The following is a 15,693-nucleotide window of genomic DNA, read 5'->3' on the forward strand; positions in this document are numbered from 1 at the left end:
AACTTCCAGTGAGAGTAAGTTAAGTGAGGCTAATCCCTAAAATTGGGGTATATTTTTACTTAAAAAAATATACTTGTTGAAATTTCTATGTTAATTAATAATGATGCTGCTATTTTCAAAATAGAGGAAAACTCGCAGTGCAGTTGACAAAATTAATTGTTATTGAAATTTGTTAAATTAAAAAAGGCATAATATCTATTTATTATGCCTTTTTTGCCCTTTCTAAATTGCTTTAAAATTTAAATTTTTAAAACAAACACAAATAATTATCATATTTTATTAAATAAATGTTTTTATTTGGTAAAATTTATGAATTAAATTATTTCACGAATACGTTCAGATTTAATACATTTATAAAAAAATTCAACAAACGATGAGCTATTACAAAATTGAAAATTTAGAACAATATTTTAAACATTATAATAAGTCAATAAGAGAGCCAAGAAAATTTTGGGGAAAAATAGCTGAAGAAAATTTTACATGGTACCAACAATGGGAAAAAGTAGTTGATTTTAATATGGCTGAAGCTGAAGTAAAATGGTTTACAGACGCTAAAGTTAACATTACCAAAAATTGTATTGATAGACATTTAAGCAAAAGAGGAGATAAAACGGCAATTATTTTTGAACCGAACGATCCTTCTGAAGAAGCTTTACATATTTCGTATAATGAATTGTACGAGAGAGTTTCAAAAATGGCAAACGTTCTTCGCGAGCAAGGTGTTCGTAAAGGAGATAGAGTTTGTATTTACTTACCAATGATTCCAGAATTAGCAGTTTCTGTTTTAGCTTGTGCTAGAATTGGAGCGATTCACTCTGTTGTTTTTGCTGGATTTTCTGCTTCTGCTGTTTCTGCTAGAATCAACGATTGCGAATGTAAAATGGTAATTACATCTGATGGAGGTTATAGAGGAAATAAAACTATTGATTTAAAAGGAATTGTAGATGAAGCTCTAGATACTTGCCCTTCTGTAACAAAAGTTTTAGTTGCAAAAAGAACTAATACAGATGTTAAAATGAAAGAAGGCCGTGATATTTGGTTACAGCCATTATTGGATGCGGCTTTAGATAATAGCGTTGCTGAAATTATGGATGCCGAAGATCCTTTGTTTATTTTATACACTTCAGGATCAACAGGAAAACCAAAAGGAATGGTTCACACTACGGCAGGTTACATGGTTTATACTGCTTATACTTTCAAAAATGTTTTCAATTACGAAGACAATGATATTTTCTGGTGTACAGCAGATATCGGTTGGATCACAGGTCACTCTTATATTTTATACGGACCATTATTGAATGGAGCTACAACTGTAATTTTTGAAGGAGTTCCTTCTTATCCAGATTTTAGCCGTTTTTGGGATATTATCGAAAAGCATAAAATTACACAATTCTATACTGCGCCAACTGCAATTCGTTCATTGGCAAAAGAAAGTTTAGATTATATTCAAAAATATCCTCTTAAATCACTTAAAGTTATTGGATCTGTTGGAGAACCAATTAACGAAGAAGCTTGGCACTGGTTTAATGACCACGTGGGCGATAAGAGATGTCCAGTTGTAGATACTTGGTGGCAAACTGAAACTGGTGGAATTATGATTTCTCCAATTGCTTTTGTTACGCCAACAAAACCAACTTATGCAACATTGCCTTTACCGGGAATTCAGCCAGTTTTAATGGATGAAAAACGTAATGAAATTGAAGGTAATCAAGTAGTTGGAAGTTTATGTATTAAATTCCCATGGCCTGGAATTGCTAGAACAATCTGGGGTAATCATGATCGTTATAAAGAAACTTATTTCTCTGCTTTCCCAGGAAAATATTTTACAGGAGACGGAGCTTTAAGAGACGAAGTTGGATACTACAGAATTACAGGTAGAGTTGATGATGTTGTAATTGTTTCTGGACATAATTTAGGAACAGCACCAATTGAAGACGCTATCAACGAGCACCCAGCTGTAGCAGAATCTGCAATTGTTGGTTTCCCACATGATATTAAAGGAAATGCATTATATGGATTTGTTATTCTGAAAGAAACTGGTGAAGTTAGAAATAAAGAAAACTTAACTAAAGAGATCAATCAATATATTGCAGATCACATTGGACCAATCGCTAAATTAGATAAAATCCAATTCGTTTCTGGTTTGCCAAAAACTCGTTCAGGAAAAATTATGCGTAGAATTTTACGTAAAATTGCAGAAGGAGATTTCTCTAATTTTGGAGATACGTCAACTTTGTTAAATCCAGAAGTTGTAGAGCAAATTATGAAAGATAGAATTGCTTAATTTTAAACATAAATAGAAAATGAAAACGCCTCTTAATAAAAGAGGCATTTTTTTTATATAATACTGATTGGAATTATTGCACAATTTTTGATTTTTCATCGTTCACAAAAACAAGAGGCTGCATATTGCTTAAATTAATAAGCGACAGAATTCCATTTTTGTTTTCATTAATTCCATTTATCTTAAAGCAAAACTCATTACCGTCCTTGTCACGTAGAGTTACAAATTCAGCAGTATCATCTGAGTAATTTTGACAGCTGTGTGAGACCGTATATTTATACATTACTTTCATTTGGTTATTGTTGTAATTGTAAACTTTCCCGTCTTGGGTAAAAACCCATTTTGTACTTCGGTTTGTATTAGAATACCAGTTTCCTAGAATACGCTTAGACGAAGGATCTTGATTTTGTGCAAAAATTGCTGAAACAAAAAATAGCAATGACAGAACAAATAATAGCTTTTTCATAGAATTCAAGTTTTAGAAAGGATTTATTTTTATTTTAAAGATATAATTTATTGTAAAATTATGAGCAAATCTATTCACTCAAAAAAGATAATAATAGCCTCTAAAAGACAAAATAATAATAGAATAGGACAGACCATTCTAAAAAAATCAAATTTGTAAATATTTTTGTTTTTTTAAGAATAGAAAAGCCTCTTAAAAATTTAAGAGGCTTTTCTATATACGGGATTGGAATTTAAAAACTTTGAAATTTTAAAAATTTACTTGATTCCCAATCTAGATTTTAATTTTAAAAATAAAAGTCCGATTTTGTATGCATCTTCAGAAGAAGAGTTTCGATCACTTTTCGGAATTTTATAAATTTCGCACAAATCATCTAGAGAAAACTGCTTGTCATTTATATCTGTAAGTTTTCTATACATTACATCAACATCTAAAGCTTCATTTTTTAATCGGCCACAATCTAAGCGCTCCAAAGCTGCATTTAGCATTTCAATATCAAAATTGATGTGATGCCCAACTAAAATTGAGTTTCCAATAAAATTAACAAAAGCCTCAAGTGCATCAGGTTCAGGCATTTTCATCATTTTACTTTCAATGATAAATTCATTTGAAAGTCCGTTGTCTTGAAGGTATTTATATTGTAGCAAAACGGTTTCAAAATTTTCCTTTATTACAATACTGTCATCAATTACAGAAAATGCACCCAAAGACAATATAACATCCTTATCTGGATTAAGCCCAGAAGTTTCTGCTGATAAAACAACAAACTTATTAGGTTTAGTTTCGAATTTAGTTAAATAGTCTTTCCAGAAATCTGGATAGTCTTTATTGATATTTTTTAGCCAGTCTAGCATATTTTATGAGAATTGTGTCAATTGAAATTTACTCTTAATCAGTTCCTCCAGATCTTTCATTGGGGTTAAAGCATTTTTTAATTTCTCTTTGTCAGATTTTGACATTTCTCTTAAATTAATATATTGGCCAGAGTCGTCATTTTTTAATCCTTCGACAGTTCTAAATTTTGAAAGCGTTAAAAAAGCTTCTGCGCAGCTTAAATAAATTTCCGCATTTTTAGAATCTGTTATAGCTAATTGTTTGAATCTTAGGTATGTATTTTGAATTCCTTTAATATTTGCATTTAATATCAATAAACGAGCGCCGTCAATCAGCGGCATTAATGCACGAGTTTTAATATCAAATTTCTCTTTGTGCGGACCATCTTCTTCGGTTATAAATTTCTTGAAGAAACTTAAAGGAGAATTTTTCTTTAAAGCATCATTTCCTAAAAAGTCGAAGAATAAAGTATTGTTGACAGCATTCTTGAAAATTACATTTTCTATAGCTTCTTCAATTTTTGGTTCGCCAAATACAATTTCATAATCAAAGAAGATACTGCTCAAATCATTACTATTTTCACCTGGAGTATTCATCCAGCTATTATATTGTTTTGTCCAGTCACTCAATGATTTACACCAAAGCATATTGCTTCCCATATGTCCGTTTGGACAATAGTCATAACCAACTTTTTCTAAAATAGAAGTTGTTCTTTTTGCCAATCTTAAGAAATAATCTTTTACTTCTCTGTATTTTTCAGGAGTAACATCTTCAAAAATCAAAATGCTGTCTTGATCAGTAAGTAAGAGCTGCTCCTTACGCCCTTGACTTCCAATGCTTAACCAAGCAAAACGTGCAGGAGGGGAGCCTAAATCTAAAATTGATAATTCAACTGCCCTTTTGATAATTGCCAAGTTAATTTCACTCGCAATATTACTAACGTGAGAAATTGGAATATTTTTTTGAATCGAATTCTGAATCAAATCAGATAAACGATCACGAATTTGTTTTAAGTCTTTAGGCAACTGCGAACGCTTAATCTCTTTAATTAAAACGCCAGGGTTACTAGCTTGAGCAACAATAAGATCGTGTTCAGAAATAATTCCTTTTACAACAGATTTGCTTGTTCCATCTTTTGTAACACATAAGTGTGTCACATTGTGTTTTAGCATTAACAATTGTGCTTCTGCTAAAGAAACATTTTCAAGAACAGTAACAACTGGAGACGACATGATTTTGTCAATTGTTTCTGTAATAGGATAGCGGCCAGTGGCAATTTTAGACGATAAATCTGCATTGGTAACAATACCAATTGGATGATTTTTTTCGCAGATTATAATATTGTCAAGCATAGAATCTGTCATCAAAATTGCAACATCTTTTATGATAGAACCAGCTTGAGTTGTTAATGGCGAATTATTATAGTTAAGTGACTGAATGTATTGCATTTCTGTCTGCTGATCAAGGTAATCGGCATCAGAAATCAATTTCCCATTAGAATTCATACTGTCTTTTGTATGGCGCGAATTCACTGCAAAACTTTCCAATAAAAAGTTTAAAACATCTGAATTATTGGCAACAAAAGGTCTAAAAACAGCGATTGGAATAGCATAAATAATACTTTCTTCACGTGCTTTAGCAGTCATCATGTAGTTATTCTTAGCAAAAAACGGACGCAAGCCAAAAATATCACCTTCATGACATTTATTTATAATGGTTTCTTCAGCGTCTGCAATGGTTGTAAGATTGATAACACCAGAAGCTACAACATAAAAGCTTTCGTGAAGCGGATCGTTATTTTGAAATAATACCGCATGTTTTTCTAAATTGATTACACGAATATTCGTGGCAATATCTGATAATTCCTGGAAAGTTAAATTATCAAATGGTTTGTATTCTTTTAAAAAATCTGCAATATGCTCAGCGACTGTATTCATATATGTGATAATTTATTTTTAAAGTATCGAATGTAAAAATAGTAAAATAAAGTCTTACAATGAAAGTATCTTTAGCAGAAACTAATTATTTTAAAGAAATGTTAAAAGATAATGGTAATAAGACTTCAAAAAGTTTTAATCTTTTCAAAATGATTGGCAAACTAGATCGATAATACTGCGATATTTGAAAATATTTTAATTCAAAAATCATATAGCGCATTTATGAATATTTGAATTTAAGAAAAATGTTTTAATTATAAAATAAACTGTATAGAAATCCAGCAAGCTGAATTTTGAATATTTGGGATTTTTTAAAAATAAAAATCATACAGCGCATTTATAAGCGATTTGAATTTGAGGAAAATAATTTGATTCAAAAATAAACTGCATAATCCAGCGAGCTAAATTTTGAATATTCAGGAATTTTTAAAAATAAAAATTATACAGCGTATTTATGAAGGATTTCAGTTTTAAGAAAAAAAATATTCTAACAGAAAATTGATCTTTAGAGGCAGAAGGTAAATTTGCCATAAATTAAAATTTCCCAAACAAAAATCCGTACAGCACATTTATAGGACAGTTTTTAAAATATTCTATTTTACATAATATAAATTATAGGTCAAAATGGAATAACTCTGAGAAGAGAGTTATTCGTATAATTTTTTCAAAATCATCTCTTTTGGCACAACATCGCCTCCGCCATTTTTTGTAAACTGGATTACAGCATCGTTTACAAATAAAACTGCGCTCGATTTTGTTCCGTCTTTATCTTTCAATTTAATTTGAGCTTTATCGCCAAGTGGATAAACATCTCCGGTAACTTCTAAAATTCCAGAATTTAGTTCTTTATGGTCGCTTGTAACTTCTGCAGTTCCAAAAATCTTAGAATTTGACTGCGCTATTGTTATGGTGAAAATAAATTCTTTTTTACAGTCTTTGCATTTTTCATTTCCCCAAGTTCCAGAAAATCTATTTTGCTGTGAATATGATTTTAAAGCAATCAAAAATGCTATAAAAAGAAATTTTTTCATTATGAATCGTTTTATTAAAAATTTGAACCAAATATAAATTAAAAAAGCATCATAAATCTATGATGCTTTCTTAATCTGAAAAAAATTATAGCTTTTTCAAATAAACTGATTTTCCATTTAGTGACACATCAATTTGATTTGTTTTTTCATTAAAAGTTGTTCGCAGAGCATTTCCGTTAAAAATTGTAACGTCGCCATATACGTGGCCAGCTTCACTAGAAGTATAATCAAATTTTACTTTTTTGTTTCCTGGTTCAATTCCTAATTTGTAGCTTGAAAATTTTGTTCCTCTTAAATCAAAATCTTGTTGCGAATCGATAATTTTTCCGTCAGCGTAAAAATTTGTAACCGATTTGCTTAATGAAATGTCTGGATAATATTGATTTACTTTCTTTAGAAGCTCATATTGCTCAACACTAGCTTCTTCTTGTTTTGATGTAATAGTTTGAGCAAATGAAATTGATGTGCATAAAACTGCTAATAACAAAATGTACTTTTTCATACTTCTTAATTTAAAGATTAATAGATTAGTTTCGATAAATAATTTTAGCGATTACTTTAATTTATTGTTATAAACTTCTTCAAGTTCTATAACAAGGTATGAAATCTTTACCTTTGCAAAAAATTATAAGCCCTTTTTTAATATAATGACAACAAAAAAATATATTCAGCTGATTCTGATTCTAGGTTCTTTAACCGCTCTCGGTCCTTTTTCAATCGATATGTATCTGCCTGGTTTCTCTGGAATTGCAAAAGATTTAAATACTACTGTTGCTAAAGTTTCTATGAGTTTATCCAGTTATTTCATCGGAATTTCTGCTGGACAATTGCTTTATGGACCTTTATTAGACCGTTTCGGGCGTAAAAAACCTTTGTTTATTGGACTTCTCGTTTATATTCTAGCTTCTTTAGGATGTGTTTATGTGACTGATATTGATGATTTTATACTACTACGTTTTATTCAGGCAATCGGAAGCTGTGCTGCTACAGTTGCTTCTGTAGCAATGGTTCGTGATTTATTTCCTGTAAAAGATATTCCAAAAGTATTTTCTCTTTTAATGCTTGTACTTGGACTTTCGCCAATGTTAGCACCTACAATTGGCGGTTATGTTACAGAAGATTATGGTTGGCACACGGTATTTTTTATTTTAATGTGTATGGGAATTGCTGTTTTATTAGCTTCTCAAATTGGTTTGCCAAATAGTTATAAACCTGATACTTCTATTTCTTTAAAACCAAAACCAATTATTTCTAACTTTTTAAAAGTTCTTAAAGAACCGCAATTTTATACTTATACTTTCACAGGAGCAATTGCATTTTCGGGATTGTTTACTTATGTAGCGGCCTCACCTATAATTTTTATGGATATTTACCATGTTGATGCTAAAACGTATGGTTGGATTTTCGCTTTTATGTCTGTTAGTTTTATTGGCTCGAGTCAGTTAAATTCGGTTTTATTAAAGAGATTTTCGAGTGAACAGATGATTTTTGCAGCATTAATTTTGCAATCTATTGTTAGCATTGTCTTTCTTGTACTTTCTTTAAACAACCTTTTAGGATTGTATGAAACTATAGCAATTCTTTTTGTGTTTTTAGGCTGTTTAGGAATTTCAAACCCAAATACAGCTGGACTTACAATGGCTCCATTTGCAAAAAATGCAGGCAGCGCTTCGGCTTTAATGGGTGCTATTCAACTAGGTTTAGGATCTTTGGCTTCTTTTGCTGTTGGAATTTTTGTAAAAGATTCTGTTGCTCCAATGGTTTTCATTATGACGGTTACTACTATTATTGCCTTTATTGTTTTAAATATTGGGAAACGTTTTATTACACAAAAAGTAGAATTGTCTGCAGAAGATAATTTTACATCTGGTCATTGATTGTTTGTAAGTATTTGAAATTCAAATATTACTGATTGTTTTTGCAATTTTATTTCGTTAATTTTATATTGTATAAAATGGAATGGAATCCAGATACCATTTTAAAAACGGGGCGAAACCGAAAAGCCACATGAGTAGGAATAAATTTCGAAGTATTATGCCGAAATATGTTATTGAAAGAGAAATCCCAAATGCTGGTAAACTTACACATGATCAATTAAAAAGTATTTCACAGGCTTCCTGTGGCGTACTCAGTCAACTAGGAACACAAATTCAGTGGGTAAATAGCTATATTACAAATGATAAACTTTATTGCATTTATATAGCGCCAAATGAGGAAATGGTTTATGAACACGCTAAATTAGGAGGTTTTCCAGCTAATTCAGTTAATCAAGTCACAGGAATAATCGACCCAACTACTGCTGAATAAATAATTAAATTTCAATTGATTAAAATTCCAATTTGTTGAAGAATAAAAAAAGCCAAAAACAATTTGTTTTTGGCTTTTTTAATATTTAATGTTTTCCGGTTTTGGAATTTGGAATTTCAAAAAATTGGAATTTTATTTTTTTTTAATTCTGAGTTTTCTTATCTGGTCTAATAATCATTCTAAGTGATTGATCTTTTGCGAAATAAGCTACCATCCAGTTCCAAAATGTATTTAATCTGTTTCTATACGTAATCAAAGAAATCAAGTGGATGAACAGCCAGATTATCCATGCAAAGAAACCTTTGAAATGCCATTTCGGACTTGGCAGATCTACAACAGCTTTTGCTTTTCCGATAATTGCCATAGAACCTTTGTCATTATAAGCGAAAGGTTTAAGCGGTTTATTTGCTATCATTGCTTTAAAATTCTTAGCCAAGTTTAATCCTTGCTGAATCGCAACTTGAGCAACCTGTGGATGCCCGTCTGGGAAATTTTTATCTCCGGCTGTAATCGCAGTATCACCAATTGCATAAATATGGTCTACACCGTTTACTTTATTGAATTCGTCTGTTGCCATACGTCTTCCTCGACCGTAACTTTCTTTTGGAATTCCTTCAAAAATTTTAGCAGAAACTCCCGCAGCCCAGATTAGATTTCTGGTTTTTATAGTTTCTCCATTTTCAAATACCACAGTATCATCAACATAATCAACAACTTTGGTGTTCAATTTTACTACAACGCCTAATTTTGTCAAAGCTTCTAACGTATCTTTTTGAGATTCTTTGCTCATTGGTGCTAATAAAGCATCGCCACCATCAACCAAATAAACGTTGCTTGCTGATGTATCTAATTCTGGATATTCTTTTAGAAGTATATTTTTACGCATTTCGGCAAACATACCAGAAACCTCTACTCCTGTCGGCCCCCCTCCTGCTACAACAATTGTAAGTAATTTACGTCTTTTACGCATATCCTTACAGATTGCAGCTTTTTCAAGGTTTTTAAGCAGTGTATTACGCATTACGATGGCATCATTTAAGGTTTTCATCGGAATAGCGTTTTTCATTACGTTTTCCATGCCAAAATAACTTGTTTCGGCTCCAGTCGCAAAAACTAAGTAATCGTACTCTAATTCTCCGTTACTTAAAGTGATTTTCTTTTCTGCAGGAGAAACAGATAATAATTCGCCTAAACGAAAACTAAGATTCTTTTTGCCTGCGAAAAATTTTCTAAAAGGATAACTAATGCTCGAAGGTTCTAAAAATGCTGTAGCAACTTGATATATAAGTGGTGGGAAAAAGTTATAATTATTTTTGTCTACAAGAGTTACTTGTATTTGAGGTTGATTTACGAGCTCTTTTGCTAGATTGATTCCCGCAAATCCACCTCCAATAATGACTATTTTCATATATGTTGTAATTAATAGGATTATAGAATATTTCCTTATAAAAGTACAACTTTAATATACAATGACAAAAGTCATATTATTTACTTTTTGAATTTTTTAACTGTTTTATCAACTATATCGATTTTGTTCTGTAGGACATAACTTGCCATTAATTTCTCGATTAGTTCCTCTTTGGTTAAATGATGAAAAACTGTTTTTACTCTCGTTTTTAAATCCCCAGAAAGTTCATGATTAGGTTTTGTTTTAAAGATCTGTTTTGCCCATAAAAGCATATTGTTTTCTTCAAGACTTGCTGCTGATGGTTTTTTGAATTCAGAAAATTTAATTCCTAGTTCTCTTTTGAAATCAGCAATTTCAAAAACTTCTTCCTGTTGTAAAACAGTTAAAGAAAGTCCTTTTGCCCCTGCCCTTGCGGTTCTTCCGCTTCTATGAACGTAGTTTTCGTAAGTGTCAGGCAAGTGATAATTAATCACATATGAGATTTCTTTTACATCAATACCTCTCGCAGCCAAATCGGTTGCAACCAAAATATTAATATGTCCTTCACGAAATTGTTCCATAATTCGATCACGAATTCCTTGAGTCAAACTTCCATGAAGCGCTCCCGAAGAAAATTTATTAATTGCCAGATTTTTAGCTAATTTATTAACTGCTGCTTTGGTTTTACAGAAAATAATTCCTCTTTCGCCATCTCTTGAATTTAAGAAATGCATTAAAACTTCAAGCTTTTCAATTGGATCTACCACAATATATTCGTGATCAATTCCTTCGTTTCCAACAATTTCCATGCTGGCACTTATTTGAACTACATTTTTATTCAAATAATTCTGAATCAATTGTTTAATTGTTCCAGGAAGTGTAGCCGAGAATAATAAAGTACGGTGTTTTTTAGGTAATTCAGCGATAATTTCGTCTAAGCTTTCTTTAAGAATCGCCACCATTTCGTCAGCTTCGTCTAAAACTAAATATTCAGCTTTTTTGATGTCGATTGCTTTTCGCTGAATCAAATCAATTAAACGTCCTGGAGTTGCGACAACAATTTGAGCGCCTTCTTTTAATCTCTCGATTTGAGGTTTTATTGGAGTTCCTCCACTAATTGACGCAATTGAAATATTTGGAATATGTTTTGAAAAACTTTCTAAGTTTCTAAAAATCTGCTGTCCTAACTCTCTTGTCGGAACTAAAATTACAGCTTGAACTGTTGTCGATTCTGAATTTACCAATTGCAATAATGGCAATCCAAATGCTGCAGTTTTTCCTGTTCCAGTTTTGGCTAAACCAACAATATCGTGAGTTTCGCTCAAAAATAAGGGAATTGCTTTTTGCTGAATTTCTGTTGGTTCAACAATGTTTAATTCGCTTAAAGCTTTTAAAATTGGAGCCGAAATTCCTAATGTTGAGAATGGTTTAGACATGTTCTTTAATTTTGTTTCAAGTTTTCAGGTTTCAAGTTACACCAAAAACTTAATAAGTTGAAAGGAGAAATCACATTTACTTTGAAATGCTATTTCTCCTTTTATAAATTATGATAATGTTTTAGATTTCAATAACTTGAAACATGAAACCTGAAACTTTAAACTTTTTTAACTCAAAAATCAATCCGGTTCGTTCATGATTTTCTCACGATACTTTTTACCGATTAATAAAGTTAATCTTTGTTTGTAATCGTCAACCAGCCATTCGCGATAGTTTTTACTGCATTGGCTCAAACATTTAGAATAACGTTTGATACGATCTTCGATATCATCTTCTAATTCTTTAGCCAGCATTTTTGCTTCCTGAAGCGTTTCTGTATTATCTACACACATTCCTGCATGCTGATCAAGAGATTTGTCTAAAACTACTTTAGAACGAAGATTTTGTTTTATGATTAATTTGTGTTCTTCATCAACGTCAAAACTAACATCAGCTGTTTTGCTAAATTTCGCGCGTAGTTCCGGTGGCATGCTGTATTTAAAGAACATCTCAATTTCGTGATCATCACGTAAGTTTTCTAAATAAAACTCCGGTGATTTAAAAATGTGCTGCCAGTTTACAGGATCGCTCCATAAACCAAAACGAGCAGCATTATTTCCTAAATCGATAACTGTAAATTCGTCTTTTCCAGGTAATTTACGAGAACCACGACCAATCATTTGGAAATATAAAGTCAACGATTTTGTTGCTCTGTTCAAAATAATAGTTTCAACAGTTGGCTCATCAAAACCAGTTGTCAAGATCCCAACAGAAGTCAAAATTGCGTCTGGAGTCTTTTTAAACCACTGTAAAATGTCTTTACGCTCTTCAGAACTACTTGTATTGTCTAAGTGTCTGATATCGTAACCTGCTTCTCTAAAAGTTTCATAAACATATAATGAAGTATGAATACCATTATTGAAAATTAGCGTTTTCTTTCCTAAAGAACGTTCTGTATACGCGTGAAGCAACTTTTCCTGCATCAATGTATTGGTATACAAATCATCTGATGATTTTACTGTATAATCACCATTGATACCAACTTTTAACGAAGTCAAACCAACATCATAGCTATAAGTTGTTGCTTTAGCCAAAAATCCTTTGTCGATTAATGAACCAATAGTGTCTCCCACAATAAGTTCGTGGTAGCTTTGGTGCATTGGTAATTTTATATTTGAACTCAAAGGCGTTGCTGTTACTCCAAGAATAAAAGCATTTTTGAATGAGTTTAATAGTTTTCTAAATGAGTTGTAATGTGCCTCGTCAATAATAACCAAACCGATATTATCTAAATGAAGTTTTTCATCATTAATACGGTTTTTTAAAGTTTCAACCATTGCCACGAAACATGAAAAATCATTTTGATCTGGCAATTCTTTAACTTTACTATTGATTATTTTGTTTGTAACGCCAAAACCAGTTAACATTTTTGAAGTTTGCTTACAAAGTTCGATACGGTGCGTTAAAACAACCACTTTTTTATCATTATGAGATAAATAGCGGCGAACGATTTCAGAAAATATTACTGTTTTTCCTCCTCCAGTTGGAAGCTGATACAATAAGTGGTGTTTAGGAGGAGCGTTGTCTAAACGGTCAAAAATAGCGTCAATATCGCCTTTTTGGTATGCATACAGTTCTTTCTTCTCTTCTCTTTGTATTTCTAAAGTGTTTTGAGACATTGTTTATTTTTGGATTTTTGCAAAAATACATCTAAAAAACAGTTATTCATCTTATTTTAACCTAAAATAAATGTTTTTTTTAAATAAAGATTTTTTATGAGAAAGCCTTTTAGTGGTCAATTTTGTCCAAAATCACCTCAAAATCGTACTTATTTTTCCATTTCTGCTGTAAAATTTCCTCGTAAATTGAGTTAATTCGTAATTTAAAATCATTAAAAATGCCATTTGAGATGATAAAATTAACAGCTTGTTCAAAAGAATTAAAGATACTTTTATAGAATAAATCCTGTTTAATATAATTTTGCGAAGAATAAGTTTGAGCGATCTCAATATTATAAAGCATAATATCTGCCACTATATAAGGGTCTACTCCAAGCATCATGAAATGCTTAATAAGTTTTTGTGCAACCGACCTTCTCATTTTCGCTTTTGGACGCCATTTTGCTCCAGGTTTTTTGATCGGAAAATATTCTTGTGAGATTTTGACCTTTGCCTCCTGAAGCAATTTATCTTCTTTTGGATTAAAAACAAAGTCATAATAGACTTTTACGGGAGCAAATTTCTCATACAATTCTATCAATTGTTCTTCTAATTGCTCTTTGGTTAATTCGCCTAAATATTTTTTTAAATCTCTTTTACTCATTCTCAAAACTTAAGGTTACAAAAGTAAATTACTTTCTTTATAAATATCCGAAAAACCAACGATATTACTTAATTTTGCCCGCATAAAACTTAAAAAATACCAATATGCTCAAGATTTTCAAAGTTACAGCCATTTTAGAAGGAATCTCTTATTTAGTATTATTTGCTAATATGTTGATTATCAAAAACAATAATCCTGAACTTTATCATACATTATTACGTCCGTTAGGAATGACACACGGTGTTTTATTTATTGGATATATTCTTTTAGCATTTTTATTGAAAAAATCCATGAATTGGGATTTAAAAACATTCGGAATCATTTTAGTTGCTTCCCTTATTCCGTTTGGAACTTTTTACATAGAGAAAAAGTATTTGGAAAATGCATAAGCTTTTGGAGAAAATATTCAATTTTTTATATCCTATTTTTAGAGATTGGGGAATGAGCCGTAATGTTGCGTCTTATACCAGTTTAATTTTTAATATCGCTATTTTAATAGCATTGGCTTACGTCATTTATTACGCGGCCAAATTCGTTTTAGTTACTCTGACAGCCATTTTCGCTCAACGTACTAAAACAAAATTTGATGATTATTTAATTCAGAATAAAACTACTAGATATACAGCTTATCTAATTCCGTTTTTCTTTATTTATAAAGCAGTTCCCGTTATTTTAGATCGATATGAATACTGGGAATCAATCTTCGGAAAAATTGTAGGTATCTATATCGTATTGCTTGGATTATGGATCGTTAGAACGGTTTTTAATTCATTACGCGATTATTTAAAACAAAAACCAGAATACAGCGACAAGCCAATTGATAGCTTTGTTCAGGTTATTATGATTGTCCTTTGGATTTTCGGAGTTGCTATGATTATTTCGACTTTATTCGGAATTAAAAAAGGCGAATTATTAACCATTTTAGGAACACTTTCAGCGATTATTATCTTGATTTTCAGAGATACAATTCTTGGATTTGTTTCGAGTGTTCAGGTTGCTATAAACGACATGGTTCGCATTGGCGACTGGATTACAATGGATAAATTTGGTGCTGATGGAGATGTAATCGAAATTAATTTGACAACCGTAAAAGTTCGAAATTTCGACAATACGATAACCACAATTCCAACTTACGCTTTAAGCTCAGATTCTTTTCAGAACTGGCGCGGTATGCAAAAATCGGAAGGGCGACGCATTAAAAGACACATTTTAATAAAAAGCAGTACAATTCGTTTTTTGAATGATGAAGATTTGCATCAATTAAAAAAAGTACAACTTATAGCATCTTATATTGATAGCCGTCAAGCGGAAATTGATAAATACAATGATCTTAGAGGAATCGATAAAACGCTTTCGCTAAATGGCCGAAACATGACCAATTTAGGTTTATTTCGAAAATACATTATTCAATATTTAACCGATCATCCTGGATTGAACAAGAATATGCATATCATTTGCAGACAATTACAATCTACAGCACATGGAGTTCCTTTGGAAATTTATGTTTTTTCGAGTGATAAACGTTGGGCAAATTACGAATATATCATGGCCGATATTTTCGATCATGTGATGGCATCAGTAAGATATTTTGATCTTGAAATTTTTGAATTGCCTTCTCAGATTGGCAAATTAGAATAGAGTTTTTTTAA

The 15,693-nt window shown here is 31.3% G+C and carries 14 protein-coding genes; 5 read left to right on the forward strand and 9 right to left on the reverse strand.

The genetic code is table 11. The features are described from left to right. Nucleotides 1-373 precede the first annotated feature (373 nt). Nucleotides 374-2,284: an acetate--CoA ligase gene (acs, locus tag V6624_RS16350; protein WP_111291081.1), complete on the forward strand. Its 1,911-nt coding sequence runs from the start codon at nucleotides 374-376 to the stop codon at nucleotides 2,282-2,284. A 73-nt stretch (nucleotides 2,285-2,357) separates the two neighbouring features. On the opposite strand, the gene V6624_RS16355 is transcribed toward acs, so the two are convergent. The 5 genes from V6624_RS16355 to V6624_RS16375 all read right to left on the reverse strand — a co-directional run bounded on the left by V6624_RS16355 (nucleotide 2,358) and on the right by V6624_RS16375 (nucleotide 7,054). Next, nucleotides 2,358-2,750, reverse strand: a complete 393-nt coding sequence (locus tag V6624_RS16355) for a hypothetical protein (protein ID WP_111291083.1) — start codon at nucleotides 2,748-2,750, stop codon at nucleotides 2,358-2,360. A 257-nt stretch (nucleotides 2,751-3,007) separates the two neighbouring features. Further along, nucleotides 3,008-3,604, reverse strand: a complete 597-nt coding sequence (locus V6624_RS16360) for a 3'-5' exonuclease (protein ID WP_111291085.1) — start codon at nucleotides 3,602-3,604, stop codon at nucleotides 3,008-3,010. A gap of 3 nt (nucleotides 3,605-3,607) precedes the next feature. Continuing rightward, nucleotides 3,608-5,521, reverse strand: coding sequence for a DUF294 nucleotidyltransferase-like domain-containing protein (locus tag V6624_RS16365; protein ID WP_111291087.1), 1,914 nt, complete (start codon nucleotides 5,519-5,521; stop codon nucleotides 3,608-3,610). Nucleotides 5,522-6,168: 647 nt separating this feature from the next. Next, on the reverse strand, nucleotides 6,169-6,552 hold the full coding sequence (locus V6624_RS16370) for a hypothetical protein (protein WP_111291089.1): 384 nt from the start codon (nucleotides 6,550-6,552) through the stop codon (nucleotides 6,169-6,171). An 85-nt stretch (nucleotides 6,553-6,637) separates the two neighbouring features. Then, a complete protein-coding gene (locus tag V6624_RS16375) occupies nucleotides 6,638-7,054 on the reverse strand; it encodes a hypothetical protein (RefSeq protein WP_111291091.1) in 417 nt (138 codons plus the stop codon). A 145-nt stretch (nucleotides 7,055-7,199) separates the two neighbouring features. Between V6624_RS16375 and V6624_RS16380 the strand changes: the two genes are divergently transcribed. Further along, the gene (locus V6624_RS16380) at nucleotides 7,200-8,429 is read left to right on the forward strand and encodes a multidrug effflux MFS transporter (RefSeq protein ID WP_338839366.1); all 1,230 of its coding nucleotides are present in this window, start codon (nucleotides 7,200-7,202) and stop codon (nucleotides 8,427-8,429) included. Between the two features lie 157 nt (nucleotides 8,430-8,586). Next, a complete protein-coding gene (locus tag V6624_RS16385) occupies nucleotides 8,587-8,859 on the forward strand; it encodes a DUF4242 domain-containing protein (RefSeq protein ID WP_338839367.1) in 273 nt (90 codons plus the stop codon). A 142-nt stretch (nucleotides 8,860-9,001) separates the two neighbouring features. Here the strand turns inward: V6624_RS16385 and V6624_RS16390 are convergent, their stop codons facing one another. From V6624_RS16390 to V6624_RS16405, 4 genes are all read right to left on the reverse strand, one after another. Beyond that, nucleotides 9,002-10,267: an NAD(P)/FAD-dependent oxidoreductase gene (locus V6624_RS16390; protein WP_338839368.1), complete on the reverse strand. Its 1,266-nt coding sequence runs from the start codon at nucleotides 10,265-10,267 to the stop codon at nucleotides 9,002-9,004. A gap of 80 nt (nucleotides 10,268-10,347) precedes the next feature. Next, a complete protein-coding gene (locus V6624_RS16395; RefSeq protein ID WP_338839369.1) occupies nucleotides 10,348-11,682 on the reverse strand; it encodes a DEAD/DEAH box helicase in 1,335 nt (444 codons plus the stop codon). A 180-nt stretch (nucleotides 11,683-11,862) separates the two neighbouring features. Then, entirely contained in the window at nucleotides 11,863-13,401 is a 1,539-nt protein-coding gene (locus V6624_RS16400) for a DEAD/DEAH box helicase (RefSeq protein WP_111291099.1), read from the reverse strand. Between the two features lie 109 nt (nucleotides 13,402-13,510). Beyond that, on the reverse strand, nucleotides 13,511-14,044 hold the full coding sequence (locus tag V6624_RS16405; RefSeq protein ID WP_338839370.1) for a DUF6155 family protein: 534 nt from the start codon (nucleotides 14,042-14,044) through the stop codon (nucleotides 13,511-13,513). A gap of 104 nt (nucleotides 14,045-14,148) precedes the next feature. On the opposite strand from V6624_RS16405, the gene V6624_RS16410 reads away from it, so the two are divergent. After that, nucleotides 14,149-14,433: a DUF3817 domain-containing protein gene (locus V6624_RS16410; RefSeq protein WP_338839371.1), complete on the forward strand. Its 285-nt coding sequence runs from the start codon at nucleotides 14,149-14,151 to the stop codon at nucleotides 14,431-14,433. Next, nucleotides 14,426-15,682, forward strand: a complete 1,257-nt coding sequence (locus V6624_RS16415) for a mechanosensitive ion channel family protein (protein WP_338839372.1) — start codon at nucleotides 14,426-14,428, stop codon at nucleotides 15,680-15,682. The genes V6624_RS16410 and V6624_RS16415 overlap by 8 nt, the downstream gene beginning before the upstream one ends. Nucleotides 15,683-15,693 lie beyond the last annotated feature (11 nt).

This window comes from Flavobacterium ginsenosidimutans (assembly GCF_037478105.1).
GTDB classification, from domain to species: domain Bacteria; phylum Bacteroidota; class Bacteroidia; order Flavobacteriales; family Flavobacteriaceae; genus Flavobacterium; species Flavobacterium ginsenosidimutans.

Excerpts from the sequence above, each read along its gene's own strand:
- V6624_RS16415 (WP_338839372.1), top strand. The coding sequence starts at position 14,426 with ATGCATAAGCTTTTGGAGAAAATATTCAATTTTTTATATCCTATTTTT.
- V6624_RS16385 (WP_338839367.1), top strand. The coding sequence starts at position 8,587 with ATGCCGAAATATGTTATTGAAAGAGAAATCCCAAATGCTGGTAAACTT.
- acs (WP_111291081.1), top strand. The coding sequence starts at position 374 with ATGAGCTATTACAAAATTGAAAATTTAGAACAATATTTTAAACATTAT.
- V6624_RS16370 (WP_111291089.1), bottom strand. The coding sequence starts at position 6,552 with ATGAAAAAATTTCTTTTTATAGCATTTTTGATTGCTTTAAAATCATAT.
- V6624_RS16405 (WP_338839370.1), bottom strand. The coding sequence starts at position 14,044 with ATGAGTAAAAGAGATTTAAAAAAATATTTAGGCGAATTAACCAAAGAG.
- V6624_RS16400 (WP_111291099.1), bottom strand. The coding sequence starts at position 13,401 with ATGTCTCAAAACACTTTAGAAATACAAAGAGAAGAGAAGAAAGAACTG.
- V6624_RS16395 (WP_338839369.1), bottom strand. The coding sequence starts at position 11,682 with ATGTCTAAACCATTCTCAACATTAGGAATTTCGGCTCCAATTTTAAAA.
- V6624_RS16360 (WP_111291085.1), bottom strand. The coding sequence starts at position 3,604 with ATGCTAGACTGGCTAAAAAATATCAATAAAGACTATCCAGATTTCTGG.
- V6624_RS16355 (WP_111291083.1), bottom strand. The coding sequence starts at position 2,750 with ATGAAAAAGCTATTATTTGTTCTGTCATTGCTATTTTTTGTTTCAGCA.
- V6624_RS16390 (WP_338839368.1), bottom strand. The coding sequence starts at position 10,267 with ATGAAAATAGTCATTATTGGAGGTGGATTTGCGGGAATCAATCTAGCA.
- V6624_RS16365 (WP_111291087.1), bottom strand. The coding sequence starts at position 5,521 with ATGAATACAGTCGCTGAGCATATTGCAGATTTTTTAAAAGAATACAAA.
- V6624_RS16410 (WP_338839371.1), top strand. The coding sequence starts at position 14,149 with ATGCTCAAGATTTTCAAAGTTACAGCCATTTTAGAAGGAATCTCTTAT.
- V6624_RS16375 (WP_111291091.1), bottom strand. The coding sequence starts at position 7,054 with ATGAAAAAGTACATTTTGTTATTAGCAGTTTTATGCACATCAATTTCA.
- V6624_RS16380 (WP_338839366.1), top strand. The coding sequence starts at position 7,200 with ATGACAACAAAAAAATATATTCAGCTGATTCTGATTCTAGGTTCTTTA.